Origin of the sequence: Methylobacterium sp. V23, from assembly GCF_002917135.1 — a bacterium.
Taxonomy (GTDB): domain Bacteria; phylum Pseudomonadota; class Alphaproteobacteria; order Rhizobiales; family Beijerinckiaceae; genus Methylobacterium.
Genome location: NZ_PDHT01000014.1, coordinates 34,473 through 56,091 on the forward strand (window position 1 = coordinate 34,473; position 21,619 = coordinate 56,091).

Annotated in this window: 23 protein-coding genes; 10 read left to right on the forward strand and 13 right to left on the reverse strand. The window is 68.8% G+C overall.

Annotated elements, in window-relative coordinates; translation table 11 throughout:
- The first annotated feature begins 158 nt into the window (after positions 1–158).
- Together CRT23_RS14680 and ubiA are read left to right on the forward strand one after the other, a co-directional pair.
- Positions 159–629, forward strand: a complete 471-nt coding sequence (locus CRT23_RS14680) for a hypothetical protein (RefSeq protein WP_103710291.1) — start codon at positions 159–161, stop codon at positions 627–629.
- 48 nt (positions 630–677) lie between these two features.
- Positions 678–1,631: a 4-hydroxybenzoate octaprenyltransferase gene (gene ubiA / locus CRT23_RS14685; RefSeq protein WP_103710292.1), complete on the forward strand. Its 954-nt coding sequence runs from the start codon at positions 678–680 to the stop codon at positions 1,629–1,631.
- A 28-nt stretch (positions 1,632–1,659) separates the two neighbouring features.
- On the opposite strand, the gene CRT23_RS14690 is transcribed toward ubiA, so the two are convergent.
- Positions 1,660–2,157: a DUF6101 family protein gene (locus CRT23_RS14690; RefSeq protein WP_244477420.1), complete on the reverse strand. Its 498-nt coding sequence runs from the start codon at positions 2,155–2,157 to the stop codon at positions 1,660–1,662.
- A gap of 316 nt (positions 2,158–2,473) precedes the next feature.
- Here CRT23_RS14690 and CRT23_RS14695 point away from each other — a divergent pair, with 316 nt between their 5' ends.
- A complete protein-coding gene (locus CRT23_RS14695; protein ID WP_055956848.1) occupies positions 2,474–3,301 on the forward strand; it encodes a 3'(2'),5'-bisphosphate nucleotidase CysQ in 828 nt (275 codons plus the stop codon).
- 133 nt (positions 3,302–3,434) lie between these two features.
- Here the strand turns inward: CRT23_RS14695 and CRT23_RS14700 are convergent, their stop codons facing one another.
- On the reverse strand, positions 3,435–3,665 hold the full coding sequence (locus tag CRT23_RS14700) for a hypothetical protein (RefSeq protein WP_055956852.1): 231 nt from the start codon (positions 3,663–3,665) through the stop codon (positions 3,435–3,437).
- Positions 3,666–3,872: 207 nt separating this feature from the next.
- Positions 3,873–4,082 carry a cold-shock protein gene (locus CRT23_RS14705; RefSeq protein ID WP_055956856.1) on the reverse strand — a complete coding sequence of 70 codons (210 nt, stop codon included), beginning with the start codon at positions 4,080–4,082 and terminating at the stop codon, positions 3,873–3,875.
- Positions 4,083–4,371: 289 nt separating this feature from the next.
- On the opposite strand from CRT23_RS14705, the gene CRT23_RS14710 reads away from it, so the two are divergent.
- Positions 4,372–4,761 (forward strand): hypothetical protein, encoded by a 390-nt coding sequence (locus CRT23_RS14710; RefSeq protein ID WP_103710293.1) that lies wholly within the window; start codon positions 4,372–4,374, stop codon positions 4,759–4,761.
- 5 nt (positions 4,762–4,766) lie between these two features.
- Here the strand turns inward: CRT23_RS14710 and CRT23_RS14715 are convergent, their stop codons facing one another.
- A complete protein-coding gene (locus tag CRT23_RS14715) occupies positions 4,767–4,985 on the reverse strand; it encodes a hypothetical protein (RefSeq protein WP_055957152.1) in 219 nt (72 codons plus the stop codon).
- 168 nt (positions 4,986–5,153) lie between these two features.
- Here CRT23_RS14715 and CRT23_RS14720 point away from each other — a divergent pair, with 168 nt between their 5' ends.
- Complete coding sequence (locus tag CRT23_RS14720) at positions 5,154–5,729, forward strand: type 1 glutamine amidotransferase domain-containing protein (protein ID WP_103710294.1); 576 nt, start codon at positions 5,154–5,156, stop codon at positions 5,727–5,729.
- A 94-nt stretch (positions 5,730–5,823) separates the two neighbouring features.
- Here CRT23_RS14720 and CRT23_RS14725 read toward each other — a convergent pair whose 3' ends face one another.
- The 6 genes from CRT23_RS14725 to CRT23_RS14750 all read right to left on the reverse strand — a co-directional run bounded on the left by CRT23_RS14725 (position 5,824) and on the right by CRT23_RS14750 (position 12,053).
- A complete protein-coding gene (locus tag CRT23_RS14725) occupies positions 5,824–6,120 on the reverse strand; it encodes a hypothetical protein (RefSeq protein ID WP_103710295.1) in 297 nt (98 codons plus the stop codon).
- A gap of 369 nt (positions 6,121–6,489) precedes the next feature.
- Positions 6,490–7,341, reverse strand: a complete 852-nt coding sequence (locus CRT23_RS14730; RefSeq protein WP_103710296.1) for an NAD(P)-dependent oxidoreductase — start codon at positions 7,339–7,341, stop codon at positions 6,490–6,492.
- 111 nt (positions 7,342–7,452) lie between these two features.
- Positions 7,453–8,655, reverse strand: coding sequence for a pyridoxal phosphate-dependent aminotransferase (locus CRT23_RS14735; RefSeq protein WP_056212186.1), 1,203 nt, complete (start codon positions 8,653–8,655; stop codon positions 7,453–7,455).
- Between the two features lie 242 nt (positions 8,656–8,897).
- A complete protein-coding gene (gene cysN / locus CRT23_RS14740; protein WP_103710297.1) occupies positions 8,898–10,301 on the reverse strand; it encodes a sulfate adenylyltransferase subunit CysN in 1,404 nt (467 codons plus the stop codon).
- A gap of 1 nt (position 10,302) precedes the next feature.
- Positions 10,303–11,259: a sulfate adenylyltransferase subunit CysD gene (gene cysD, locus CRT23_RS14745; protein ID WP_103710298.1), complete on the reverse strand. Its 957-nt coding sequence runs from the start codon at positions 11,257–11,259 to the stop codon at positions 10,303–10,305.
- Positions 11,256–12,053 carry a phosphoadenylyl-sulfate reductase gene (locus CRT23_RS14750; RefSeq protein ID WP_055956880.1) on the reverse strand — a complete coding sequence of 266 codons (798 nt, stop codon included), beginning with the start codon at positions 12,051–12,053 and terminating at the stop codon, positions 11,256–11,258. Before CRT23_RS14750 ends, cysD begins: the two co-directional genes overlap by 4 nt.
- A 286-nt stretch (positions 12,054–12,339) precedes the next feature.
- Here CRT23_RS14750 and CRT23_RS14755 point away from each other — a divergent pair, with 286 nt between their 5' ends.
- The 5 genes from CRT23_RS14755 (at position 12,340) to CRT23_RS14775 (ending at position 17,860) form a co-directional block, all read left to right on the forward strand.
- Entirely contained in the window at positions 12,340–12,846 is a 507-nt protein-coding gene (locus tag CRT23_RS14755; RefSeq protein WP_055956884.1) for an Lrp/AsnC family transcriptional regulator, read from the forward strand.
- A gap of 109 nt (positions 12,847–12,955) precedes the next feature.
- Entirely contained in the window at positions 12,956–14,731 is a 1,776-nt protein-coding gene (locus tag CRT23_RS14760) for a flavodoxin domain-containing protein (RefSeq protein WP_103710368.1), read from the forward strand.
- A gap of 140 nt (positions 14,732–14,871) precedes the next feature.
- Positions 14,872–16,668, forward strand: a complete 1,797-nt coding sequence (locus tag CRT23_RS14765) for an NADPH-dependent assimilatory sulfite reductase hemoprotein subunit (protein WP_103710299.1) — start codon at positions 14,872–14,874, stop codon at positions 16,666–16,668.
- Between the two features lie 227 nt (positions 16,669–16,895).
- Positions 16,896–17,093 (forward strand): hypothetical protein, encoded by a 198-nt coding sequence (locus CRT23_RS14770; RefSeq protein ID WP_055956893.1) that lies wholly within the window; start codon positions 16,896–16,898, stop codon positions 17,091–17,093.
- Positions 17,094–17,236: 143 nt separating this feature from the next.
- Positions 17,237–17,860 carry a TetR/AcrR family transcriptional regulator gene (locus CRT23_RS14775; RefSeq protein ID WP_103710300.1) on the forward strand — a complete coding sequence of 208 codons (624 nt, stop codon included), beginning with the start codon at positions 17,237–17,239 and terminating at the stop codon, positions 17,858–17,860.
- 12 nt (positions 17,861–17,872) lie between these two features.
- On the opposite strand, the gene pyrF is transcribed toward CRT23_RS14775, so the two are convergent.
- From pyrF to CRT23_RS14790, 3 genes are all read right to left on the reverse strand, one after another.
- Complete coding sequence (gene pyrF / locus CRT23_RS14780) at positions 17,873–18,568, reverse strand: orotidine-5'-phosphate decarboxylase (protein WP_103710301.1); 696 nt, start codon at positions 18,566–18,568, stop codon at positions 17,873–17,875.
- Positions 18,569–18,648: 80 nt separating this feature from the next.
- A complete protein-coding gene (locus tag CRT23_RS14785) occupies positions 18,649–19,293 on the reverse strand; it encodes a uracil-DNA glycosylase family protein (protein ID WP_103710302.1) in 645 nt (214 codons plus the stop codon).
- 61 nt (positions 19,294–19,354) lie between these two features.
- A complete protein-coding gene (locus tag CRT23_RS14790) occupies positions 19,355–21,562 on the reverse strand; it encodes a xanthine dehydrogenase family protein molybdopterin-binding subunit (RefSeq protein WP_103710303.1) in 2,208 nt (735 codons plus the stop codon).
- Between the last annotated feature and the right edge of the window lie 57 nt (positions 21,563–21,619).

Sequence of the window (21,619 nt, forward strand, 5' to 3'; positions counted from 1 at the left end):
TGCGGCTTGAAAGGCGCCACATTCCTATGCCGAAACAAAACCAAGACCGGAGGACGCGGAATCTTGCGCGCATCCGGGCACGCATCAGGCTATTCCGCATCCGGTCGCTGGGCTTACCCCGACCGGATCGAGGATGGGCGGAGAAAGGATCTCAAGGCATGTCGTTCAAGACCATCGCGGCGCTGGCCGTCGCCCTCGCCGGGACCGCGCTTTCCGGCGAACACGCCTTCGCACAGGCCGCTGCCGAGTGCGGCGAGATCCAGCAGACCCTCCAGGCCCGCAAGGACCTGATCGGTAAGGCGAACGCCGCGTCGAACTCGAAGAAGAAGATGACGCCGGCCGAGGCCTGCACCTTGTTCGGCAAGCTCCAGGCCAACGGCACCGCCGGGCTGAAATGGATCACCGCCAACAAGGAGTGGTGCTCGATCCCCGATTCCTTCGCGGAAGGCTTCAAGGCCGACCACCTGAAGGTGTCGGGTATCAAGACCAAGGTGTGCACGGTCGCGGCCCAGGCCTCCAAGATGGAAGCTCAAGCCCGCGCGCAGGCCCAGAACGGCGGCGGCGGCGGTGGCCTTCTCGGCGGCCCCGGCCTTACGGGCAGCCTGAAGATGCCGCAGGGTGCCCTCTGATCCTGTGCTGACTTTCCGGACGAGTCGGCCCAGCGCGCCCATGCCTCCATGGACGGCATGAGCCCCCCCCAGGCGGACCGCCGTGTCGCCGATGCGGTGGCAGGACATTGGGTCGACCGGATCGCGCCGCGCTGGGCGCGGCCCTATCTGCGTCTTGCGCGCATCGACCGCCCGATTGGCTGGTGGCTCCTGCTACTGCCATGCTGGTGGTCGGCCTCGCTCGCGGCCATCCGGTCGGGCGCCGCTTTTCCCGACCCTGTCCATCTGGTCCTGTTCTTCGTCGGCGCTGTCGCCATGCGGGGTGCGGGCTCGACCTACAACGACATCGCCGATCGGGACCTTGACGCACAGGTGGAGCGCACGCGCTCGCGCCCCCTGCCCTCGGGGCAGGTCCGGGCACGCCAGGCTGCCGTCTTCCTCGTGGTGCAGGCCCTGATCGGCCTCGCGGTGCTGCTGCAGTTCAACGGCACGGCGATCGGCGTCGGCATCGCCTCACTTGTCCCGGTGGCGATCTATCCGTTCACGAAGCGCGTCATGCCGGTGCCGCAGGCGGTCCTCGGCCTCGCCTTCGCGTGGGGCGCGCTGATGGGATGGGTCGCGGTGTTCGGCCGGCTCGATGCACCGGCCCTGCTTCTCTACGCGGGCACCATTGCCTGGGTGATCGGCTACGACACGATCTACGCCGTGCAGGATATCGAGGACGACGAGATCGCGGGTATCCGCTCCTCGGCCCGCTTCTTCGGGCGCCGGATGCGAGGAGCAATCGGTCTGTGCTACGGCGCCAGCGTCGGATTCATCGCGCTGGCTACGATCCTGGCGGGTGCAGGCCCCGTGGGGCTACTCGGCGTCGCCCTGTTCGGTGCCCATCTCGGGCGACAGGTGCTGCGCCTCGACACGCGCGACGGACGGGGTGCGCTGACACTCTTCCGCTCCAACCGGGAAGCGGGTCTGATCCTGTTTCTTGGTTTCGCGGCGGATGCCACGGTGACGCACCTCCTCTGAACGTCGCTCGAAGTCCGACGACCCCTTCTCAGCAGCGGGCGCCGGAGATGATCTCGCTTTCGCCGCGATGGATCAAGGGGCGAACCGGCAGCGCGCCGGTCTTGCGACGGACGAGGAAGCGCGGGCGGCGGCCGTTGAGGAGGCCGTGACGGCGCCGGGTCCGGGTCCGACCGAGGGCCACCGGGCCCAGCTGGTTCGAGATGCTGGCGAGTTCGCCGTCTTCCTTGACGATCATCCGCGGGAGGCCCGACTTGGCCGCAACGTCGCGCCAGCACGCCACCACCTCGTCCTCACAGAACGGCCCGAGGCGGGTGACGACCCGACCGGCGGCGTCGACGAGGAGAAGGTCGAAGCGATCCTCGCCGCAGGCATCCGAATCATCCTCGGCGAAAGCGAGGGCCACGCCGGCGAGCCGGCTTGGGCCCGAGCGGTCGATCACCGGGAGCCGCGACTGGGTCAGGATCGGAGCAGCGCCGACAAAGGTGGCATCCGCCGACATGTCGTTCATGTTCGCGAAAGTGTTCATGGCTCGTACACCCTGTTGGCGCCGGCAACCTCTATGGGCCACCCGTCTATGACAAGCAGATTTACGTCTAACCTCCTCAGACCAGCTTAAGAGTGAGCGTTAAGCGAGTATGGACAAGGGTGAAGCAGGTGGAATGCTCAACGCTTCCTTGCTTCGATCTGAGAGATTTGTCCGTATCGAGATCTGCGCCGCTCTGCTTGTGACAACCCGCGCAGCACCCTACAACGAAGGAAGCACCGCCCTCCATGCATCCGTGCCGGGGCGACGGGCACTTCAACAAGCGCCCAGCCTGACCTCCAAAACCGTATAGAGACGCATGTCCGATCCGATTGCCCCGGAAGCCGCACACGCCCTCGTTCCCGCCCTGCGCGAGACGATCCGCGAAGCGGCCGCCCTCGCGTTGCCCTTCTACAAGGCAGGCGGACAGACGGGCGCGCGGGTCTGGTCGAAGGCAGGCGGCTCACCGGTGACGGAAGCCGATGTGGCGGTCGACACCTTCCTGAAGGTTCGCCTCAGCGCGATGCTGCCCCGGGCCGCCTGGCTCTCGGAGGAGACCAGCGACAATCCGGTGCGACTCGATGCCGGTCTCGTCTGGATCGTCGATCCCATCGATGGGACCCGCGCCTTCATGTCTGGGCATCCCGACTGGTCGATTGCCGTTGCGTTGCTGTCGGCCGGACAACCGATCCTGGGTTTCGTTCACGCGCCCGTGACCGACACGTTCTATGAGGCCATCGCGGGCGCGGGTGCCACCCGCAACGGCCAGACCATCGCCGTCTCCGGCCAAAGCGCGGTTGAGGGGGCACGGGTCACCGGTCCGAAGCCGATGATGGACCGCCTAGCCCGAGGCGCTGGGACGAATGGCCAGCAGGCCGATCTCGTCTCCGTCGAGCGCATTCCGTCCTTGGCCCTGCGCGTCGCGCGGGTGGCCGAGGGCTCGATCGATGTTGGATTGGTCTCGCCCCATGCGCGAGATTGGGATCTCGCCGGTGCGGACCTCATCCTGCGCGAGGCAGGCGGCACGGTCAGTGACCTGCAGGGCAGTCCGACGACCTACAACCGTCCCGATCCGGTTCACGGGGAACTCGTCGCCGTATCCCAAGCTCTGCGAGACGAAGTCGTGGCGGCCTTGTTGCCCCGCTGAGGGCACGGGGCGAAGGCTGCGGAAGGGTTCTAAAAACAGGAAAGCCCAGCACCTGGGCGCTGGGCTCGATCGCAACGTCGGCTTAGTGAAGCAACGTGTGGTCCACCCCGAAAAAATCAGGGCTGCATTTCGATCAGTGATGCTCGCGCAGGGCTATCGCCTCTGGGGCCATACCGAACCGCTCGGCGAGATGCCAGCGCAGTTCACGCGGCGAATGGTAGTTGTAGGAGGTGTCGATCAGGTGGCTGAGGTCGACGGTCTTGGCTTCATGAGCCATGGTCTGCTTCAGGTGACCCACCTTGAAGGTCGCCGCATCAGTAACCGGCGAACGGACGCCGCGGCGTCGGGTATATTCAAACAACATATTTTTCTTGTGTACTTTCAATAACGTGCAGGTTCGCGTGCAGTGTCTCGGACGCATCGGACCAAATCGGCCGCGGGCGTCGTTGGTGTTGCGGAAGATGTCGGATCCCTGACCCATTCTCCCCAGAAGGGTATCGGTCGCCGACGGCGGAGGCTTCGTGAGAAGCCCTTCGGGGTGACGCCAGCCCGGGGGCTGGCGCCGGGAGCGTCAGGCCGCCTGGAGGTTGCCAGCCGAGTCCTTGCCGCTGCGCTTGTCGGTCTGAATCTCATAGGAGATCTTCTGACCCTCGATGAGGTTGCGCATGCCAGCGCGCTCGACTGCGGAGATGTGCACAAACACATCCTTGCCGCCGTCGTCAGGCTGAATGAAGCCGTAGCCCTTGGTCTCGTTGAACCACTTTACAGTGCCGGTATTCACGAAATAGATCCTCGTATCGTTCGTCGATCAACAGCCTGCGTCTGCTCGACGCAAGCGGCGGATCCTCTTCGGTAGGCCTGACGGAATCAGCAGGACGTGAGACGCTTGCGGTACAAGATCCCAGCTCACCGATACCCGCTATCTCTCATGTAGTCCGATCATGCGGCCGCAACAAGGCGTTCTGGCCGACGGAAACGACGCTGGTTCGCAGCGGCCGCAGGGGCAGCCCCTGTGTTATTTGCGCGGCCGACCGCATATAAGAGTTCTTGAGCAAGCGGTTAGGCGATTCATGGCGGGCATCTCGGTTTCCCTCGAAGGGGCGAACATCCAACTCTCATTTCAGAAGGACGATCAGGCCACGGCAGTCGTGATGGATGCCCGGGCGGCCCGTGCCCTGGTGCGGGCGGTGGGCCAGCTTCTCACGGCCATTGATGAACCCGACGACGGCGACCTGCCCGAGGATATGTCTGACGAAGAGATCGCGATGCTCGACGTCACCTCGTCGGCGATCGAGGTCGGTACGGACGAGCAGGGCCAGGCCGTCGTAGCCTTGCAGGCCGGTGCGCTGCCCCCGTTTCAGCTTCGCCTGACGGACGAAGAGGCCCGTCACGTGGCAACGAGCCTCTCCGAAATCTTGAGCGCGCCGCGCGACGTGCGCGCGTCGCATGGGGATCACTGAGTCCGCTACATCCGAACGCCCGGGTCGGTTGGGCCGCCCGGTAGGTAATCCGGCTCCGAGCCAGGGCCGGCCGGCTCGTCGATCCCCGGATCGTTGACGGGATAGGGTGTGCGCGGGCCGGTCGGTCCGATATCGGGCTGCTCATCCGGTGGGGGCGGCGTCGGCAGGTCACCGGGAATTCCACCCGGCAGCGGCTCGGGGATCGGCAGGCCGGGATTGGCCATCTCGTGATGGGCCATGCGAAGCCTCCTGTCTGTCTGAGGGATGTGCGGACCAACACGGCCGAGCGCGGCTGGGTTCCCGCGGCCGCGGTGACCTATGGGAGCCCGTGGGGAACTTGCGTCCCACAGGACCTGTTCAGTGCCGTACCCTCAACCTCTCGGAGAAAATCCATGTCTGACATCAGGCAGGCCAAGGTCTTGATCGTCGCCACAGATGGTTTCGAGGAGACCGAACTCACCGTCCCACACAGCAAGCTCAAGGAAGCCGGTGCGACCGTTCACGTCGCAGCGCCGCAGTCCCGCACGGCCAGGGAATCCATCCGGGGTTGGGATAAGACTGATTGGGGCAAGAACGTCGCAGTCGACAAGGATCTCGAGTCCGTGTCTCCGCAGGATTACGACGCCCTTGTGCTTCCCGGTGGCCAGATCAACCCGGACAAGCTTCGCCTGGAGCCGAAGGCCCTCGCGCTGATCCGCAGCTTCTTGGATTCCGGCAAGGTGGTCGCCGCCATCTGCCACGCGCCCTGGCTGCTGATCGAGGTTGGCGCCGCAAAGGGACGCCGGATGACCTCGTTCGCATCGATCCGAACGGATGTGGTGAATGCGGGCGCGGACTGGAGAGACGAGCCCGTCGTCACCGACAAGGGCCTGATCACCAGCCGCAACCCCGGCGACCTCGACGCCTTCTGCGCCAAGATCATCGAGGAGATTCAGGAAGGCAAGCACGGCAGCCGCGCCGCCGCCTGACCCATCCGCGATCCCGTCGCCGACGGCCGCACGCCCCGGACTCGGGCGTGCGATCCGTCGAAGCGCGGGCGCAGCTGCGGGCTTCGAAGCGGCCCTAGCGCTTGACGGCCGTCTTCTGCACCTTCGCCTTCTCAGGCGTCGCACCCGCGAAGAGCTCGGAGAGATGGCGCTGATCGAGGGTCTTCGCGAAATCCGGAGCCGGCTCGGCAAGCACGGCCGGGTCTGCGGGCCGCAGCGTGATCGATCCGGTGGTGATCGGGTCGGGAAGCTCCGCCTGGACGCGGAGCGAGGGGGTCGGCTCGCGCTGCAGGCGCAAGGTCCAGTGAGCGGCGGTGGAGAGCGCAGCGACCGCGAGGATCGCCTTGATGCCACCCGTCAGGAGGCGTCTCATAGTGGTCAGGCCCGAAACTACGCAGTGGCACGCGACCGGTTCCCCGGCCGATGCCCACACTTGCCCAGGATCGTTAACGACCGTGACTTAGATACAACGGGAGGCCGTCCCGGGATGGGACGGGGCCGATGAGGTGGGCCTTGCGCCAAGGCTGCGGTTCCTGTTCCCCGCGTCCCTGACACGCCTGTCGCCACCCGGCCCACTAGGCCTCACAGGGACCGCGCAGAGAACTGGTCCGCACCGCCCCGTCACGACAAGCCCCGCCACCATGCCAAGCCCGAGAGGGTTCGCGAAACCATCGGGCGCCTCGGCAGCAGGGACCGCCGATGTAGGCGGCGGCGACTGAGCCGGCAACCGGCTTCGCCCGCGTCATGACGGCTGCGACGATCCGCACGCCGCCGCGAAGGCCGTCAGGCAGGCGCCGTCGCCGGCCTCGTCCGCCCCGGACAGGCGCGCATAGAGGTCCGCCGCGCCGGCGAAGACCTGACGCCCGGCGGCATCGTCCCCGAGGAAATCGGCGATCTCGTGCATCTCGGCGACCCAGCGCTGGGCCTTGGGAAGCATGTCGGGCAGGCCGCGGGCGAAGCGCGCGAGGAGAGCCGGCTCAGTTTCGGAGAGTTCCGCCCGGAGGGCTTCGCCGGCGCCCGCCCGTTCGGCCCCCAGCACCATGAGGGCGGCCAGGGCGGTGAGGCCCTTGTTGATGCCCGCATAGGCCATCTTCAGGCCCGAGGCCGCGCCGATACCACCGGAATTCAGCCTGAGGTCGACACCGAGGTCGCGAAGAGGTCGCGCGGATTCGACCGCGTCGCCCGACACGTGGAGACGCGGACCGGGGGTGCCGGGCTTCGGCGGCAGGCCGATGATCGCACCATCGAGGAAGGCCGCACCGGTGGCCGCGACGATCCCGGCGATGCGTCGGACCGTCTCGACATTCACCGCGTTGCAATCGACGTAGACGGGCTTGTGGGTCGCGGCCGCGAGCACCGGGGCGAGGGAGACGGCGAGCGCCTCGGCGTCGGCGGGCGGGACGATGGAGAGCAGGAGGTCGGCCCGCATCAGGCCGGGGGCGTCGGTCTCGGTCATGCCGGCGGCGTCGGCGCGAGCCCGGGTCGCGGCGCTGCGGCCGTCGAGGAGCGTCAGGACATCGGCGCCGTTCACGGTGAGGCGCGCGGCGAGCGCGCTCCCCATCGCGCCGGCAGCCAGGATGGCGATCGTCGTCATGAGCCCGCGCCTTCCGAAATGCGAACGACCGCGCCGCGGCTCTCGGCCGGGGCGCGGTCGCTCAGGGATGCAAGGGGCAGGCCCGGAGAACGGGCGTCACCCGGGGTGCTGTCAGCTCAGGGAGCCGCAGAAACGCTGGATCCGGGTGCAGGCCTCTTCGAGGGCGGCGTTGGAGGTGGCGTAGGAGATGCGCAGGTTGGGGCCGAGGCCGAAGGCCGAGCCGTGGACCGCGGCGACGCCCTCCGCCTGGAGCAGTTCGACCACGAAGTCCTCGTCGGTCGCGATGGTCTTGCCGGCCGGGGTCTTGCGCCCGATCGTCTCCGCGCAGGACGGATAGACGTAGAAGGCGCCCTCGGGCGTCGGGCACTTCAGGCCCTTGGTCTGGTTCAGCATCGACACCACGAGGTCGCGCCGGGTGTGGAAGGCCTTGCGGAACTCGGCGAGGTGCGCCTGCGTCCCCTCGAGGGCGGCGACCGCGGCCCATTGCGAGATCGTCGAGGCGCCGGAGGTCTGCTGGCCCTGGACGAAGTCCATCGCCTTGATCAGGTGCTCGGGGCCGGCGGCGTAGCCGATGCGCCAGCCGGTCATGGCGTAGGCCTTGGAGACACCGTTCATGGTCAGCGTGCGCTCGTACAGGCCCGGCTCGATCTGGGCCGGGGTGACGAATTCGAAGTCGCCGTAGGTCAGGTGCTCGTACATGTCGTCGGTAAGCACCCAGACCTGCGGGTGGCGCATCAGCACGTCGGTGATCTTCTTCAGCTCGTCCCGGGCATAGGCGGCGCCCGAGGGGTTGGACGGCGAGTTGAGGATGATCCACTTGGTCTTGGGCGTGATCACCCGCTCCAGCTCCTCGGGCTGCAGCTTGAAGTCATGCGCCATGTCGGTCTCGGCGAAGACCGGGGTGCCGCCGCACAAAACCACCATCTCCGGGTAGGAGACCCAGTACGGGCGCGGGATCACCACCTCGTCGCCCGGGTTCAGGGTGGCGAGGAGGGCGTTGTAGATGACGTGCTTGCCGCCGGTGCCGACGATGGTCTGGGACGGCTTGTAGTCGAGTCCGTTCTCGCGCTTGAACTTCTTCGCGATGGCCTCGCGCAGCGGCACGATGCCGGAAACGGGCGGATACTTGGTCTCGCCGCGCCGGATCGCCTCGATGGCCGCATCCTTGATGTGCTGGGGGGTGTCGAAATCCGGCTCTCCCACGGAGAGGCTGATCACGTCCATGCCCTGCGCTTTCAGCTCGCGCGCCTTCTGCGTCATCGCGATGGTCGCGGACGGCTTCACGCGGGACAAGGCGTCGGCCAGAAAGCCCATGGGGGGTCACTCCCGTATAGTGTATGAAGGTCGGATCGAGCGGCGCGGACCCTAGTCGCGCCGCCGCGCACGGGCAAGGGAGACCTGCCGTTGCTGCGGCGTTCCCCCCTGCAACCCAGCGAAGCTTGCGACCCAGGGAAGGCTTGCGACGAACGAAAACCGCCGCGACTCCGGGGGAGCCGCGGCGGTGAGACCGGCGAGGAGGTTTTCTGCCCGGCGCTCTCGGGCCGGGTCCGGGCCCGTCAGATCCCGCCGAAGACCCAGCGCAGCTTCGAGAGGAAGCCGCCGCCGGAGCGCGGCGTCTCGCCCACCTCCGCGGGCTCGTCCTTGACCGCGGCCGCCGCCGCATCGGCCTGGATCAGGCCGAGGGCCGCCGTGTCGGTGGTCTCGCGGTCGATCAGGATGAAGCCGCCGGTGTCGCGGTTGGCGGTGTAGGCATCCACCGCCACGGCCCGGTCGAGGGTCAGGGTCACGTCGGCGATGTCGTTGGCGGTGAGGCGCGCGGCCGGCTCGGGGTTGCCGGTCTCGGGATCGATCCGGGTCCGGATCGTGGTGACGACGGCGTTCACCGTCACGGTCCCGATCTTGGCGAGCAGGGTGGCGCCCGGCAGCAGTTCGGTCTCGGCCGCCCAGAACAGGCGGGCGTCCAGGCTGTCCGTCACCCGCATCGGCGCATCCGCGGTGACGATCACCGAGCCGCGGGAGGCGTCGATCTCATCGGCGAGCACCAGGGTGACCGACTGGCCCTCGACCGCGTGGGGCAGATCGCCGTCGGCGGTGAAGATGCGGGCGATCTTCGAGGTCCGGCCCGAGGGCTCGACGATGACGGCGTCGCCCGGGGCCACGCGGCCGCTGGCGATGAGGCCGGCAAAGCCCCGGAACTCCGAGTTCGGCCGGTTCACCCACTGCACCGCCATGCGGAAGGGCGCCGCCTGCTCCTCGACGCGCACCGGAACCTCCTCGAGGTACTGGAGCAGCGGGGTGCCGGTGTACCAGGGGGCGGCGGCGCCCGGCAGCACGACGTTGTCGCCGTTCTTGGCCGAGAGCGGGATCGCCCGGATCTCGCTGAAGCCGAGGGGGGCGGCGAAGGCGTTGAAGGCCGACAGGATCTCCTCGAACTTGGTCTGCGACCAGCCGACGAGGTCCATCTTGTTCACCGCGAGCGCCACGCGCTTGATCCCTAGCAGGGAGACCAGGAGCGCGTGTCGCCGGGTCTGCCGGGTGAGCCCCTGGCGGGCATCCACCAGGATCACCGCCACGTCCGCCGTCGAGGCGCCCGTGGCCATGTTGCGCGTGTACTGCTCGTGGCCGGGGGTGTCGGCCACGATGAAGGAGCGCTTGTCCGTGGAGAAGAAGCGGTAGGCGACATCGATGGTGATGCCCTGCTCGCGCTCGGCCTGCAGGCCGTCCACGAGGAGCGCCAGGTCGATCTCGGCGCCCTGCGTGCCGTGCTTGCGCGAGTCGCGCTGTAGGGCCGTCACCTGGTCATCGAAGATCTGCTTGGTGTCGTGCAGCAGGCGGCCGATCAGCGTCGACTTGCCGTCGTCGACGGAGCCGCAGGTGATGAAGCGCAGGACCTCCTTGTTCTGGTGTGCGGTCAGGAAGGCGTCGTAGCCGAAGGCTTCGGGTGACTGATGGATCGTCATCTTAGAAATAGCCCTCCTGCTTCTTGCGCTCCATGGCGCCCGCGCCGTCCTTGTCGATGACCCGGCCCTGGCGCTCCGAGGTGCGGGCGGCCAGGGTCTCGCCGATGATCTCCGGCAGGGTCGCGGCGTCGCTCTCGACGGCACCGGTCAGGGGATAGTCGCCGAGGGTGCGGAAACGGACCGACACCTGCCGGGGGGTCTCGCCGGGGTTCAGCGGCAGCCGCTCGTCGTCGACCATGATGAGCTGGCCCTCGCGCTCCACCACCGGACGAGGCTTGGCGAAGTAGAGCGGCACGATCGGGATCTGCTCCTGCTCGATGTAGAGCCAGACGTCGAGCTCGGTCCAGTTCGAGAGCGGGAACACGCGCAGCGACTCACCGCGCTTCTTCTTCATGTTGTAGAGGTGCCAGGGCTCGGCGCGCTGGCGCTTCGGGTCCCAGCGGTGCTGGGCCGTGCGCAGGGAGACGATGCGCTCCTTGGCGCGCGAGGCCTCCTCGTCGCGCCGGGCGCCGCCGAAGGCCGCGTCGAACTTGTGCTTGTCGAGGGCCTGGCGCAGCGCCTGGGTCTTCATCACGTCGGTGTGCACCTCCGAGCCGTGGCTCACCGGACCGATGCCGCGGGCGAGACCGTCCTGGTTGGTGTGCACGATGAGGTCGAGACCGAGCTCCTTCGCGCGCTGGTCGCGGAAGGCGATCATCTCCCGGAACTTCCAGGTGGTGTCGATGTGCATCAGCGGGAACGGCAGGCGGCCCGGCGCGAACGCCTTCAGCGCCAGGTGCAGCAGCACCGACGAGTCCTTGCCGATGGAGTAGAGCATCACCGGGTTCTCGGTCTCGGCGACCGTCTCCCGCATGATGTGGATGCTCTCGGCCTCCAGCCGCTGGAGATGGGTGAGCCGGGCGGACCGGCTCGCCGCAGGGCTGGTGCCCGTTCGGGTGGTGAGGGGGGCGGCGCTCATCGGGCCATCTCCAGGGCGTTTGAGGTTTGTGTCGTTTCGAACGCCGCCGCTTCCTGGCCGGGGGCGACGTTCTCTTCGGGTGCGTGGACGTGCAGCCCGCACTCTTTCTTGGACGCCTGTTCCCACCACCAGCGGCCGGCCCGCTCGTCCTCGCCGACGCGGATCGCCCGGGTGCAGGGCGCACAACCGATCGAGGGGAAGCCGCGATCGTGCAGCACGTTGTAGGGCACGTAATTGTCCGAGACGAAGCGCTCGACGTCGGCGCGGGACCAGTCGGCCAGGGGATTGATCTTGATGAGGCCGCGGGCCTCGTCGGCCTCGGCCAGCGGCGTGTCGGCCCGGTTGGCCGACTGCCCGGCCCGCAGGCCGGTGAGCCAGCCGGCGGCGCCCGCCAGGGCCCGGCCCAGGGGCTCGACCTTGCGGAAGCCGCAGCAGGCCTGCCGGGCGGCGACCGAGTGGCGGAACCCGTTGATGCCGGACTCGGCCACGAAGCGCTCCTCGGCCTCGCGCTCCGGCGCATAGGCACGGATGCGAATGCCGTAGGCCGATTCGGTCTCGGTCCAGGTATCGTAGGTCTCCGGATAGAGCCGGCCGGTATCGAGTGTGACGATCTCGGTCCGGCCCTTGTGCAGCGCGACCGCGTGCGTCAGCACCTGGTCCTCGATTCCGAGGCTGGTGGTGAACACCAGACGCCCCGGCACCTGCGCCTCGATCAGGGCGATCCGGCCCTTCAGGTCGCGGTCCGCCATCGCGGACGCGAGGTCCCGCGCCGCGTGTTCCAGTTGAGAGCTCATGAAAGACTTCGCGATATGACGTGGCGACGAATGTGGCGACGGGACTTGCGTGGTGATGTGACTAGCGTGGCGATGTGACTTGTCTGGCACCTGAAATGTTCGCTATAACGAACGCTGTCAAGGCATGGCGGCTATCGATACCGGGCAACCCCCGGGTGCGACGACCCCTTCGCCGAAACGGGCCACAGGGGCATTCTGTTGCTCAACGAAGGAAATTCCTTCTCATCGGGCGGTCACGATGTGCTGACCTGCACATCCCCGCGTCTCACGAACCCGCGAGGCCAGCTTGGATTCGATCGACCTGAAGATCCTGGCGCTGCTGCAGCAGGACGCCACCCTGTCCATCGCCACCATCGGTGAGAAGGTCGGCCTGTCGCAGACGCCGTGCTGGAAGCGGATACAGCGGCTGGAAGCCGACGGCGTCATCGACCGGCGCGTCGCCGTCCTCGACCCGGTGAAGCTCGGCCTCGGCCTGACGGTCTTCGTCTCGATCGAGACCGCCGATCACTCGCGTGAATGGCTGGAGCGTTTCGCCGAGACTGTCTCGGCAATGCCGGAGGTGCTCGAGTTCTATCGCATGGCCGGGGACGTGGATTACATGCTCCGCGTCGTCGTCGCCGATATGCGCGCCTACGATACGTTCTATAAGCACCTCATCGCGACCCTGCCCCTCAAGAACGTCACCTCCCGGTTCGCGATGGAAAAGGTCAAATCCACCACGGCCCTGCCCCTCCCGGTCCCGCCCGCCAACGGACGCTTCACGCCGACGCTGTCGGTGGTGGCCGGGGAATAGAATTCTCTTTTGCCCTGCACACGCAGGCAGCTCCTTCTACCGTGAAGTCGTTCTGTAAAACGGACAACCCCGTTGACAGCCGGCCTCTCAGGACGACATGGCTTTCCACATGGCACGACACGCGATCATCCCCCGTACGGCTCCCTTCGGCGACACCGAACGCGCGAGCCTCGACGCCGTCCTCGGCGCCGCCTCCCCGATTCAGCGCGCCTGGCTGGCGGGCTTCCTCGCCGGCCTCGACGCCAGCGGCACGCCGCAGGCCGCCGCCGTCCCGGCCGCGCCGCCGAAGGCCGCCGAGCCGCTGACGATCCTGTTCGCGAGCGAGTCGGGCAACTCCGAGAAGCTCGCCGGCGACATGGCCAAGCTCGCCCGCAAGAACGGCTTCAAGCCGAAGATCGTCGACTTCGCCGATCTCGAGATCGCCAGCCTCGCCAAGGAGAAGCGCATCGTCGCCATCGCGGCGACCTGGGGCGAGGGCGAACCGCCGGCCCGGGCCGTGCGCGCCTACAACGAGCTGATGGCCGATGGCGCGCCGCGCCTCGACGGCGTGTCCTTCGGGGTGCTGTCCCTCGGCGACACCTCCTACGCGGAGTTCTGCGCCATCGGGAAGGCGCTCGACGCCCGCTTCGAGGCCCTGGGCGGGACCCGGGCCCACGAACGCGCCGACCTCGACCTCGATTTCGAGACGCCGGCCGCCGCCTGGATCAAGGACACCCTCAAGGCCCTCACCCCGCCGCCGAGCGCCGACAACGTCGTGGCGGTGGACTTCGCCGCCCGCGCCGCCGGCGACGAGGACGAGGACGCCGAGCCCAGCCGCGAGCCCCGGATCGTGGAGGTGGTCGACCACGTCAACCTGAACTCGTCGCGCTCCGACAAGGAGACGATCCACCTCGCCCTGGAATTCGAGGACGGCGCCCCCGCCTACGAGCCCGGCGACTCCCTGGAGATCTATCCGGAAAACGACCCGGCCCTCGTCGACGAGATCCTCAACGCCACCGGCCTGTCCGGCGACGCGGCCCTGCGCCAGGCCCTGCTGGCCGAGCGCGACATCACCACCCTGTCGGCCACCACCGTGGAGCGTTTCGTTAAGGCGACGGGCCATGCCGAGGCGCAAACGCTGATCGACAGCGGCGAGCTGCGCGCCTGGATCGAGGGCCGCCACCTCATCGATCTCATCACCGCCTACCCGGCGGCGCTGACGGCGGAGCACCTCACCACCATCACGCGGCCCCTGCCGCCGCGGGCCTACTCGATCGCCTCCTCCCGCAAGGAGGTGGGCGACGAGGTCCACCTCGTGATCGCGGCCGTGCGCTACGAGACCCACGGCCGGGCACGCGGCGGCGTCGCCTCGACCCACGTGGCCGACCGCATCAAGAACGGCGCCAAGCTGCGGGTGAAGCTGAAGCCGAACCGGCACTTCCGCCTGCCCCAGGACCCGGCCACCGACATCATCATGGTCGGCCCCGGCACCGGCGTCGCCCCGTTCCGCGCCTTCGTGCAGGAGCGCCGCGCCGTCGAGGCCCCCGGCCGCGCGTGGCTGTTCTTCGGCGACCGGCAGTTCACCCACGACTTCCTGTACCAGCTCGAGTGGCAGGAGGCCCTGGAGGACGGGTCGCTGTCGCAGATCGACGTGGCCTTCTCGCGGGACCAGCCCGAGAAGATCTACGTGCAGGACCGGATCACCCAGCACGCCAAGGAGGTCGTCGCCTGGCTGGACGGCGGTGCCAGCTTCTACGTCTGCGGCGACGCCACCCGGATGGCCAAGGACGTGCGCAACGCCGTGGTGAAGGCCTACCAGGACGTGAAGGCGCTCAGCCCCGCCGAGGCCGAGGCCGCCGTCGCCGCCCTGGAGCGCGCCCACCGCTACCAGCAGGACGTCTACTGAGACCCCTCCCTCCCCCGCGTGGGGAGGGACCGAAGGTGGGGGTGGTGCAGGATCGAGCGCTCGCGGCGCCTCCCGCACCACCGCCACCGCCAGCTCCTCCCCACAGGGGGGAGGAGAGCTCCCGAACCGGAAATCCCGCCATGGCCGACAAGACCACCCCCCGCACCTACGAGACCCCGCCCACCGACCGCCCGATCTCGGAAGCGGAAGCGGCGCGCGCGGCGGGTCTTGCCGCCAACGAACACATCAAGATCGCCAGCGGCTACCTGCGCGGCACCCTGGCGGACGGCCTCCTGAAGCACGCCACCGGCGCCATCTCGGAGGATGACGGGCAGCTCGTGAAGTTCCACGGGATGTACCTGCAGGACGACCGCGACATCCGGGCCGAGCGCACCAAGAAGAAGCTCGAGAAGGCCTACAGCTTCATGATCCGCCTGCGCATCGCCGGCGGCGTCGTCACTCCGAAGCAGTGGCTGGCCCTCGACGACATCGCCACGACCTATGCGGGCGGCGCCCTGCGGGCGACCACGCGCCAGACCTTCCAGTACCACGGCGTCATCAAGTCCAACCTGAAGCGCACGATGGCGGCCATCGACGCGACGCTGCTCGACACCATCGCGGCCTGCGGCGACGTCAACCGCAACGTGATGGCGGCCACGAACCCGGCCCAGACCGGGGCCCACAAGGCCGCCTACCAGCTCGCCAAGGACATCTCGGACTCGCTCCTGCCCAAGACCAGCGCCTGGCGCGAGATCTGGCTCGACGGCGAGCGCGTGGTCGGCGGCGAGGACGCGGCCGAAATCGAGCCGATCTACGGCAGGACCTACCTGCCTCGGAAGTTCAAGACCGTGGTGGCGGTGCCCCCGTCCAACGAAGTGGACATCTTCGCCCACGACCTCGGCTTCATCGCCATCCTGGACGAGAAGAGCCAGGTCACCGGCTGGAACGTCACGGTCGGCGGCGGCATGGGCATGACCCACGGCGAGACCGACACCTTCCCGCGCACCGCCGACGTGATGTGCTTCGTCGCGCCGGAGGATGCCCTGAAGGTCGCCGAGGCCGTGATGACGGTGCAGCGCGACTGGGGCAACCGCAAGGTCCGCAAGAACGCCCGCCTGAAGTACACCATCGAGCGCTACGGCCTCGCCGCCTTCCGGACCGAGGTGGAGACGCGCGTCGGCAAGCCGCTCGCCGACCCGAAGCCTTTCGCCTTCACGGGCAACGGCGATCGCTACGGCTGGACCGAGGGCGACGACGGACGCCACCACCTCACGCTCTACGTCGCCTCGGGCCGGATCAAGGACTACGAGAACGGCCCGCAGCTGCTCACCGGCCTGCGCCGGATCGCCGAGATCCACGAGGGCGATTTCCGCCTCACCGGCAACCAGAACGTCATCATCGCCAACGTCCCGGCCGCGAAGCGGGCCGAGATCGAGGCCCTGGTGGACCAGTACGGCATGATGAAGGGCGCGAGCGCGCTGCGCCGCAACTCCATGGCCTGCGTCGCCCTGCCCACCTGCGGCCTGGCGCTGGCCGAGAGCGAGCGCTACCTGCCGAGCCTGATGGACGAGCTGGAGGCGAGCCTCGCCTCCCACGGCCTCCAGGACGACGAGATCACCATCCGGATGACCGGCTGCCCCAACGGCTGTGCCCGGCCGTTCATCGCCGAGATCGGCCTCGTCGGCCGCGGCCCCGAGCGCTACCACCTCTATCTCGGGGCGGCCTTCGACGGCTCGCGCCTCGGCAAGCTCTACGCCGAGGACGTCAGTGCCTCCGAGATCAAGACCCTCCTCGACCCGCTCTTCAAGGCCTATGCCCGGAACAAGCAGGCCGGCGAGCGGTTCGGCGATTACCTGATCCGCGACGGCTACGTGACCCGGACCGTCAACGGACCGGATTTCCACGAGAGCACGGGCGCGCTGAAGAGCGCCGCCTGATCCGGGCGCAAGCGCAACACCCGGCGCCGGGCGGCGACAAGCCCTCCGGCGGCCGCGGGCGCGGGTGCGGCCGCAATCTCCGCAAGACCAGACGCGCTGCGTCGCACCATTGGACAGTGCGGCGCAGGGGCAGCGAAGTCTAACGGCCAAGCTCGAACTTCGTTAACCGGGAGCGCAACCGTTCCTGCCTCGGCCCGTTGTCTGCAGAGACAGCCGGGGAGGCCCTCATGGCCAAGCATGAGATCTTGAATTTCTTCGAACATCGGCGCGATGGCGCCTGGGTCTGCGTGAAGCCCTTCACGCTGACGACCAAGAGCAGCAGCGTCGACATCCGCCAGGGTATGCGCTTCGACTACGGCAAGCGGATCGGCGGCGTCGATCTGGCCGAGTACCTGGAGCAGCTCGGCTCCCAGTTCGGATCCTGATCCGTTCCGATCCAGATCCGACGCGAACCATTCCGGCATCGTCCGATGCCGGGCTTTGCGCTGCGTCGTCAGGCCATCGACGGCGCGCGGCACGGCGCGGCGCCGTTTTTGACGCCGACGAGGCAACAGCCTAGTTTATCGCCATGACCCGTGCAGCGGCCATCGTCCGCGACATCCCCGACGAAGCGGCCCCGACCACGCGTTGCCGCATTCTCGCGACGGCGGAAGAGGCGTTCCGGCTCGTCGGATATCAGAAGACCACCGTCGCCGACATCGCCAAGACGCTGCGGATGAGCCCAGCCAACGTGTACCGCTTCTTCGAATCGAAGAAGGCGATCCACGAAGCCGTCATCAAGCGCCTCATGGACGACACCGAGCAGCGGGTGGCGCAGGCCGCCGTCGCCCCGAACCGGACCGCTGCGGCGCGCATCGCCGGAGTCATCACGGTGATGCACCAGGCCTGCGTCGAACGTTGCGAGGCCAACCCGCGCCTGCACGAGATGGTGGAAGCGGCCATCACCGAGAGCTGGGATGTCTGCCGCGCCCATGTGGACCAGATCGGCTCGGTCCTGCGCGAACTCGTGCAGGCAGGCGTGGCGGCCGGCGAATTCGACGTCGCCGACCCGTCGATCGCGGCGGCCTGCATCCACACCGCCATCATCCGTTACTGCCATCCCGCCCTGGTCAGCCACTACCCGGATGCGGGTGCCCCGCCCCTCGACGCGATGATCGCCTTCCTGCTCGGAAGCCTGCGCCGCGCGAACTGACGGGCCCGAGCCCTATCGCATCTCCGCGACGATGCCCTGCGCCACAGCGCGGGGGTCTGCCGCCTGGGTGATGGGACGCCCGACCACGACGTGATCGATCCCGATCCGGCGGGCCTCGCCGGGCGTCATCACGCGCTTCTGGTCGCCGGCCTCGGCGCCGGCCGGGCGGATGCCCGGGGTGACGATGACGCGGTCCGCCCCGATCCGGGCCCGCACCGCCTGCGCCTCGGCGGCGCTGCAGACGATCCCGTCGATCCCGGCCTCCGCCGCCTGCCCGGCACGGCGGGCCACGAGGTCGGCCACCGGGAGGCCATAGCCGGCCTCGGCCGCATCCCCGTCGTCGTAGGAGGTCAGGACCGTGACGGCGAGGATCCGGGGGCCGTTGGCACCGCGGCCCCGGACCGCCGCCTTCATGGTCTGCGGATAGGCGTGGACGGTGAGGAAGGTGGCGCCGAGATCGGTCAGGGCCCGCACCCCCTCCTCCACGGTATTGCCGATGTCATGGAGCTTCAGGTCGAGGAAGACCTTGTGGCCGGCGGCGGCGAGGCGCGGCACCAGGGCGAGGCCCCCCGCATAGGCGAGCCGGTAGCCGATCTTGTAGAAGGTCGCCGCATCGCCGATCCGGTCCACCAAGCGCTCGGCCTCGTCCACGGTGCCCACGTCGAGGGCGACGATCAGGCGGTCGCGCGGGTCCAGCAATGCGGTCATGAGGCTCTCCAGTTTCGCGGCGAGCGATCCCGCGCGGGGCCGCTCCTGTCAACGGGTGAGGCCGCCCGGCGGGACCGCCCTCAACGGGGCGCCATCGCCCGCGCCACCTCGGCCTTGAGAACCGGCAGGAGCTCGGCCTCGTACCAGGGATTGGCCTTGAGCCACCCGCTGTTGCGCCAGGAGGGATGGGGCAGCGGCAGAACCCGCGGCGTGCCGGGGCTCGCCAGGATCTCGCGCCAGCGCCGCACCGTGTCGGTGAGCCCGGCCTTGGAGCGGCCGAGATGCCAGGCCTGCGCGTATTGCCCGATCACCAGGATGAGTTCGAGGTTCGGCAGGCCGGCGAACAGCTCGTCGCGCCAGCGCTCGGCGCATTCCCGACGCGGGGGCTTGTCGCCCCCCTTGGCGTCGTAGCCCGGAAAGCAGGCGCTCATGGGCACGATGGCGAGGCGGCGCGCGTCGTAGAATGCCGCCGCGTCGAGGCCGAGCCAATCGCGCAGGCGGGTGCCCGAGGGATCCATGAAGGGGATGCCGCTCTTGTCGGCCCGGTTGCCGGGCGCCTGGCTGGCGACGCAGAGCCGGGCCGAGGCCAGGCCCTGGACGATGGGGCGCGGCTCCTGTGGCAGGGGCGCGCCGTAGAGGGGCGCGTCCCGGCAGATCCGGCAGGCGCGCAGGCGCGACACGGTGGCGTCGAAGGCCGTCTCGGCCGGCTTGATCTCGGAGCGCATGATGCCCTCCGAGATAGGCAGACCGGACGCGACGGACGAGGGGCCGTGTCGTCGCTCCGCCTCAGGCGCCCTTCAGGCCGCTGAGGTCGAGGGGCAGCGAGCGCAGGCGCTGGCCGGTGGCGGCGAAGATCGCGTTCGAGATCGCCGGGGCGATCACGGGCACGCCGGGTTCGCCGATTCCGGTGGGCGCGGCGGTGGAGGGCACGATGTGGACCTCGACCACCGGCATCTCGCTCATCCGGGTCGGCTCGTAGGCGTCGAAGTTCTTCTCCTGCACCACGCCGTCCTTGAGCGTGATCTTGTTGCGCAGGACCGAGGACAGGGCGAAGCCCACGGCCCCCTCGACCTGGGCGCGGATCACGTCCGGATTGACCGCGACGCCGACATCCACCGCCGCCACGATGCGGTTCACCTTCACCTTGGCGTCCTCGGCCGTCACGTCCGCCACCATGGCGACGTAGGAGCCGAAGGATTCGTGCGCCGCGACGCCGAGACCGCGATTCTTGTCAGCGACTTTCTTCGGATCCCAGCCGGCCTTCTCGGCGGCGAGCTTCAGGGTGGCGGAGAGGCGCGGGGCGCCCCCCAGCAGACCGAGGCGGTAGGCGACGGGATCGGCGCCGGCCGCGTGGGCGAGCTCGTCGATGAACACCTCCATTGCCTGGGCGGTGTGGGTGTGGCCCACCGAGCGCCACCACAGCACCGGCACGCCTTCGCGGGCGTTGTGGACCTCGAAGCGATAGGCGGGCAGCGCGTAGGGCGTGTCCGAAGCGCCCTCCACCGTTGTGGCGTCGACGCCGTCCTTCACGATCATGGTCTCGAAGGCGGTGCCGATCATGATCGACTTGCCGATGGTCCGGTGCTCCCAGCCCGTGATCCCGCCCTTGGCGTCGAGGCCGGCACGGAGGCGATGGACCACCATCGGCCGGTAGAAGCCACCCGCCATGTCGTCCTCGCGGGTCCAGACGAGATGGATGGGCGCCTTGCCGCCGGTGGCGCGCACGATGGAGGCGGTCTCGGCGAAGTAGTCGGCGCTCGGGGTCGCGCGCCGGCCGAAGGAGCCGCCGGCCCACTGCGTGTGCAGCCGGACCTTGTCGGTGGTCACCCCGAGATTGGCCGCCACCACGGCCTGCTCGATCGTCTGGAGCTGGCAGCCGGCGAAGACGTCGTAGGTGCCGTCCGAGGCCTTCTCGATGGTGGCGTTCAGGGGCTCCATCGCCGCGTGGGCGAGATACGGGAAGGTGAACTCGGCCTCCAGGACCTTGGCCGACCCGGCGATCGCGCCGGCGGCATCGCCCTTCTTCGAGGCGACGAGGCCCGGCGTCTCGAGGCGCTTCCGGTGATCGGCCAGGATCGCGTCCGACGAGCGCGTCTCGGCCGCACTGTCGTCCCAGGTGACCTTGAGCGCCTCGCGGCCCTTCATGGCCGACCAGGTATCCTTGGCCAGCACGGCGACGCCGGTGGGGATCGTGACCACGTCGACCACGCCCGCCACCGCGCGGGCGGCCTTGTCGTCGACGCTCTTCACGGTGCCGCCGAAGCGCGGCGAATGGGCGACCACCGCGGTCAGCTGCCCGGGACGGCGGATGTCGAGGGAGTAGATCGCCGTGCCGTCGGTCTTGGCGACCGAATCGGTCCGCGGGACCTTCTTGCCGATGAGGGTGAACTGGCTCGCCTCCTTGAGGCGTGGCTCCTTCGGCACCGGCTGGGCCGCGGCGGCTTCCGCCAGCGCGCCGAACCGGGCCTGCCGGTTCGAGGCTGCGTGGCGCACCGTGCCGGAGTCGACCGTGATCTCCGAGGCCGGGACCTTCCATTGCTCCGCCGCCGCCGCGACCAGCATGGCGCGGGCCGCAGCCCCCGCCTTGCGCAGCTGGACCCAGGAATTGGCGATGGCGGTGGAGCCGCCGGTGCCCTGGACGGGGCCGAAGGCGAAGTTGTTGTAGAGCGTGGCGTCGGCCGGCGCGAAGGTGGTGCGGATGGTGGCCCAGTCCGCATCGAGCTCGTCGGCCAGGATGGTGGCGAGGCCGGTGGTGTTGCCCTGGCCCATGTCCAGGTGCTTGATCACCACCGTCACGGTGTCGTCGGCGGCGATCCGCACGAAGGCGTTCGGCATCGGCGGCAGGGCCGAGAGGTCGGGGCCGGCGGCGGCCTGGGCGAATTTCGCCGGGTCGAGGGTGAAGCCGATGACGAGGGCCCCGGCGGCCACGGTGGCGCCGCCCAGGAAGGCGCGGCGGGACGGCACGGGCGGGGCGGCCTGACGGACCTTCAGCATGGGGGGCTCCAGTTCAGACGCGAGGGTCGGGAGATCGGGGACTGCGTTGGCGTAGCG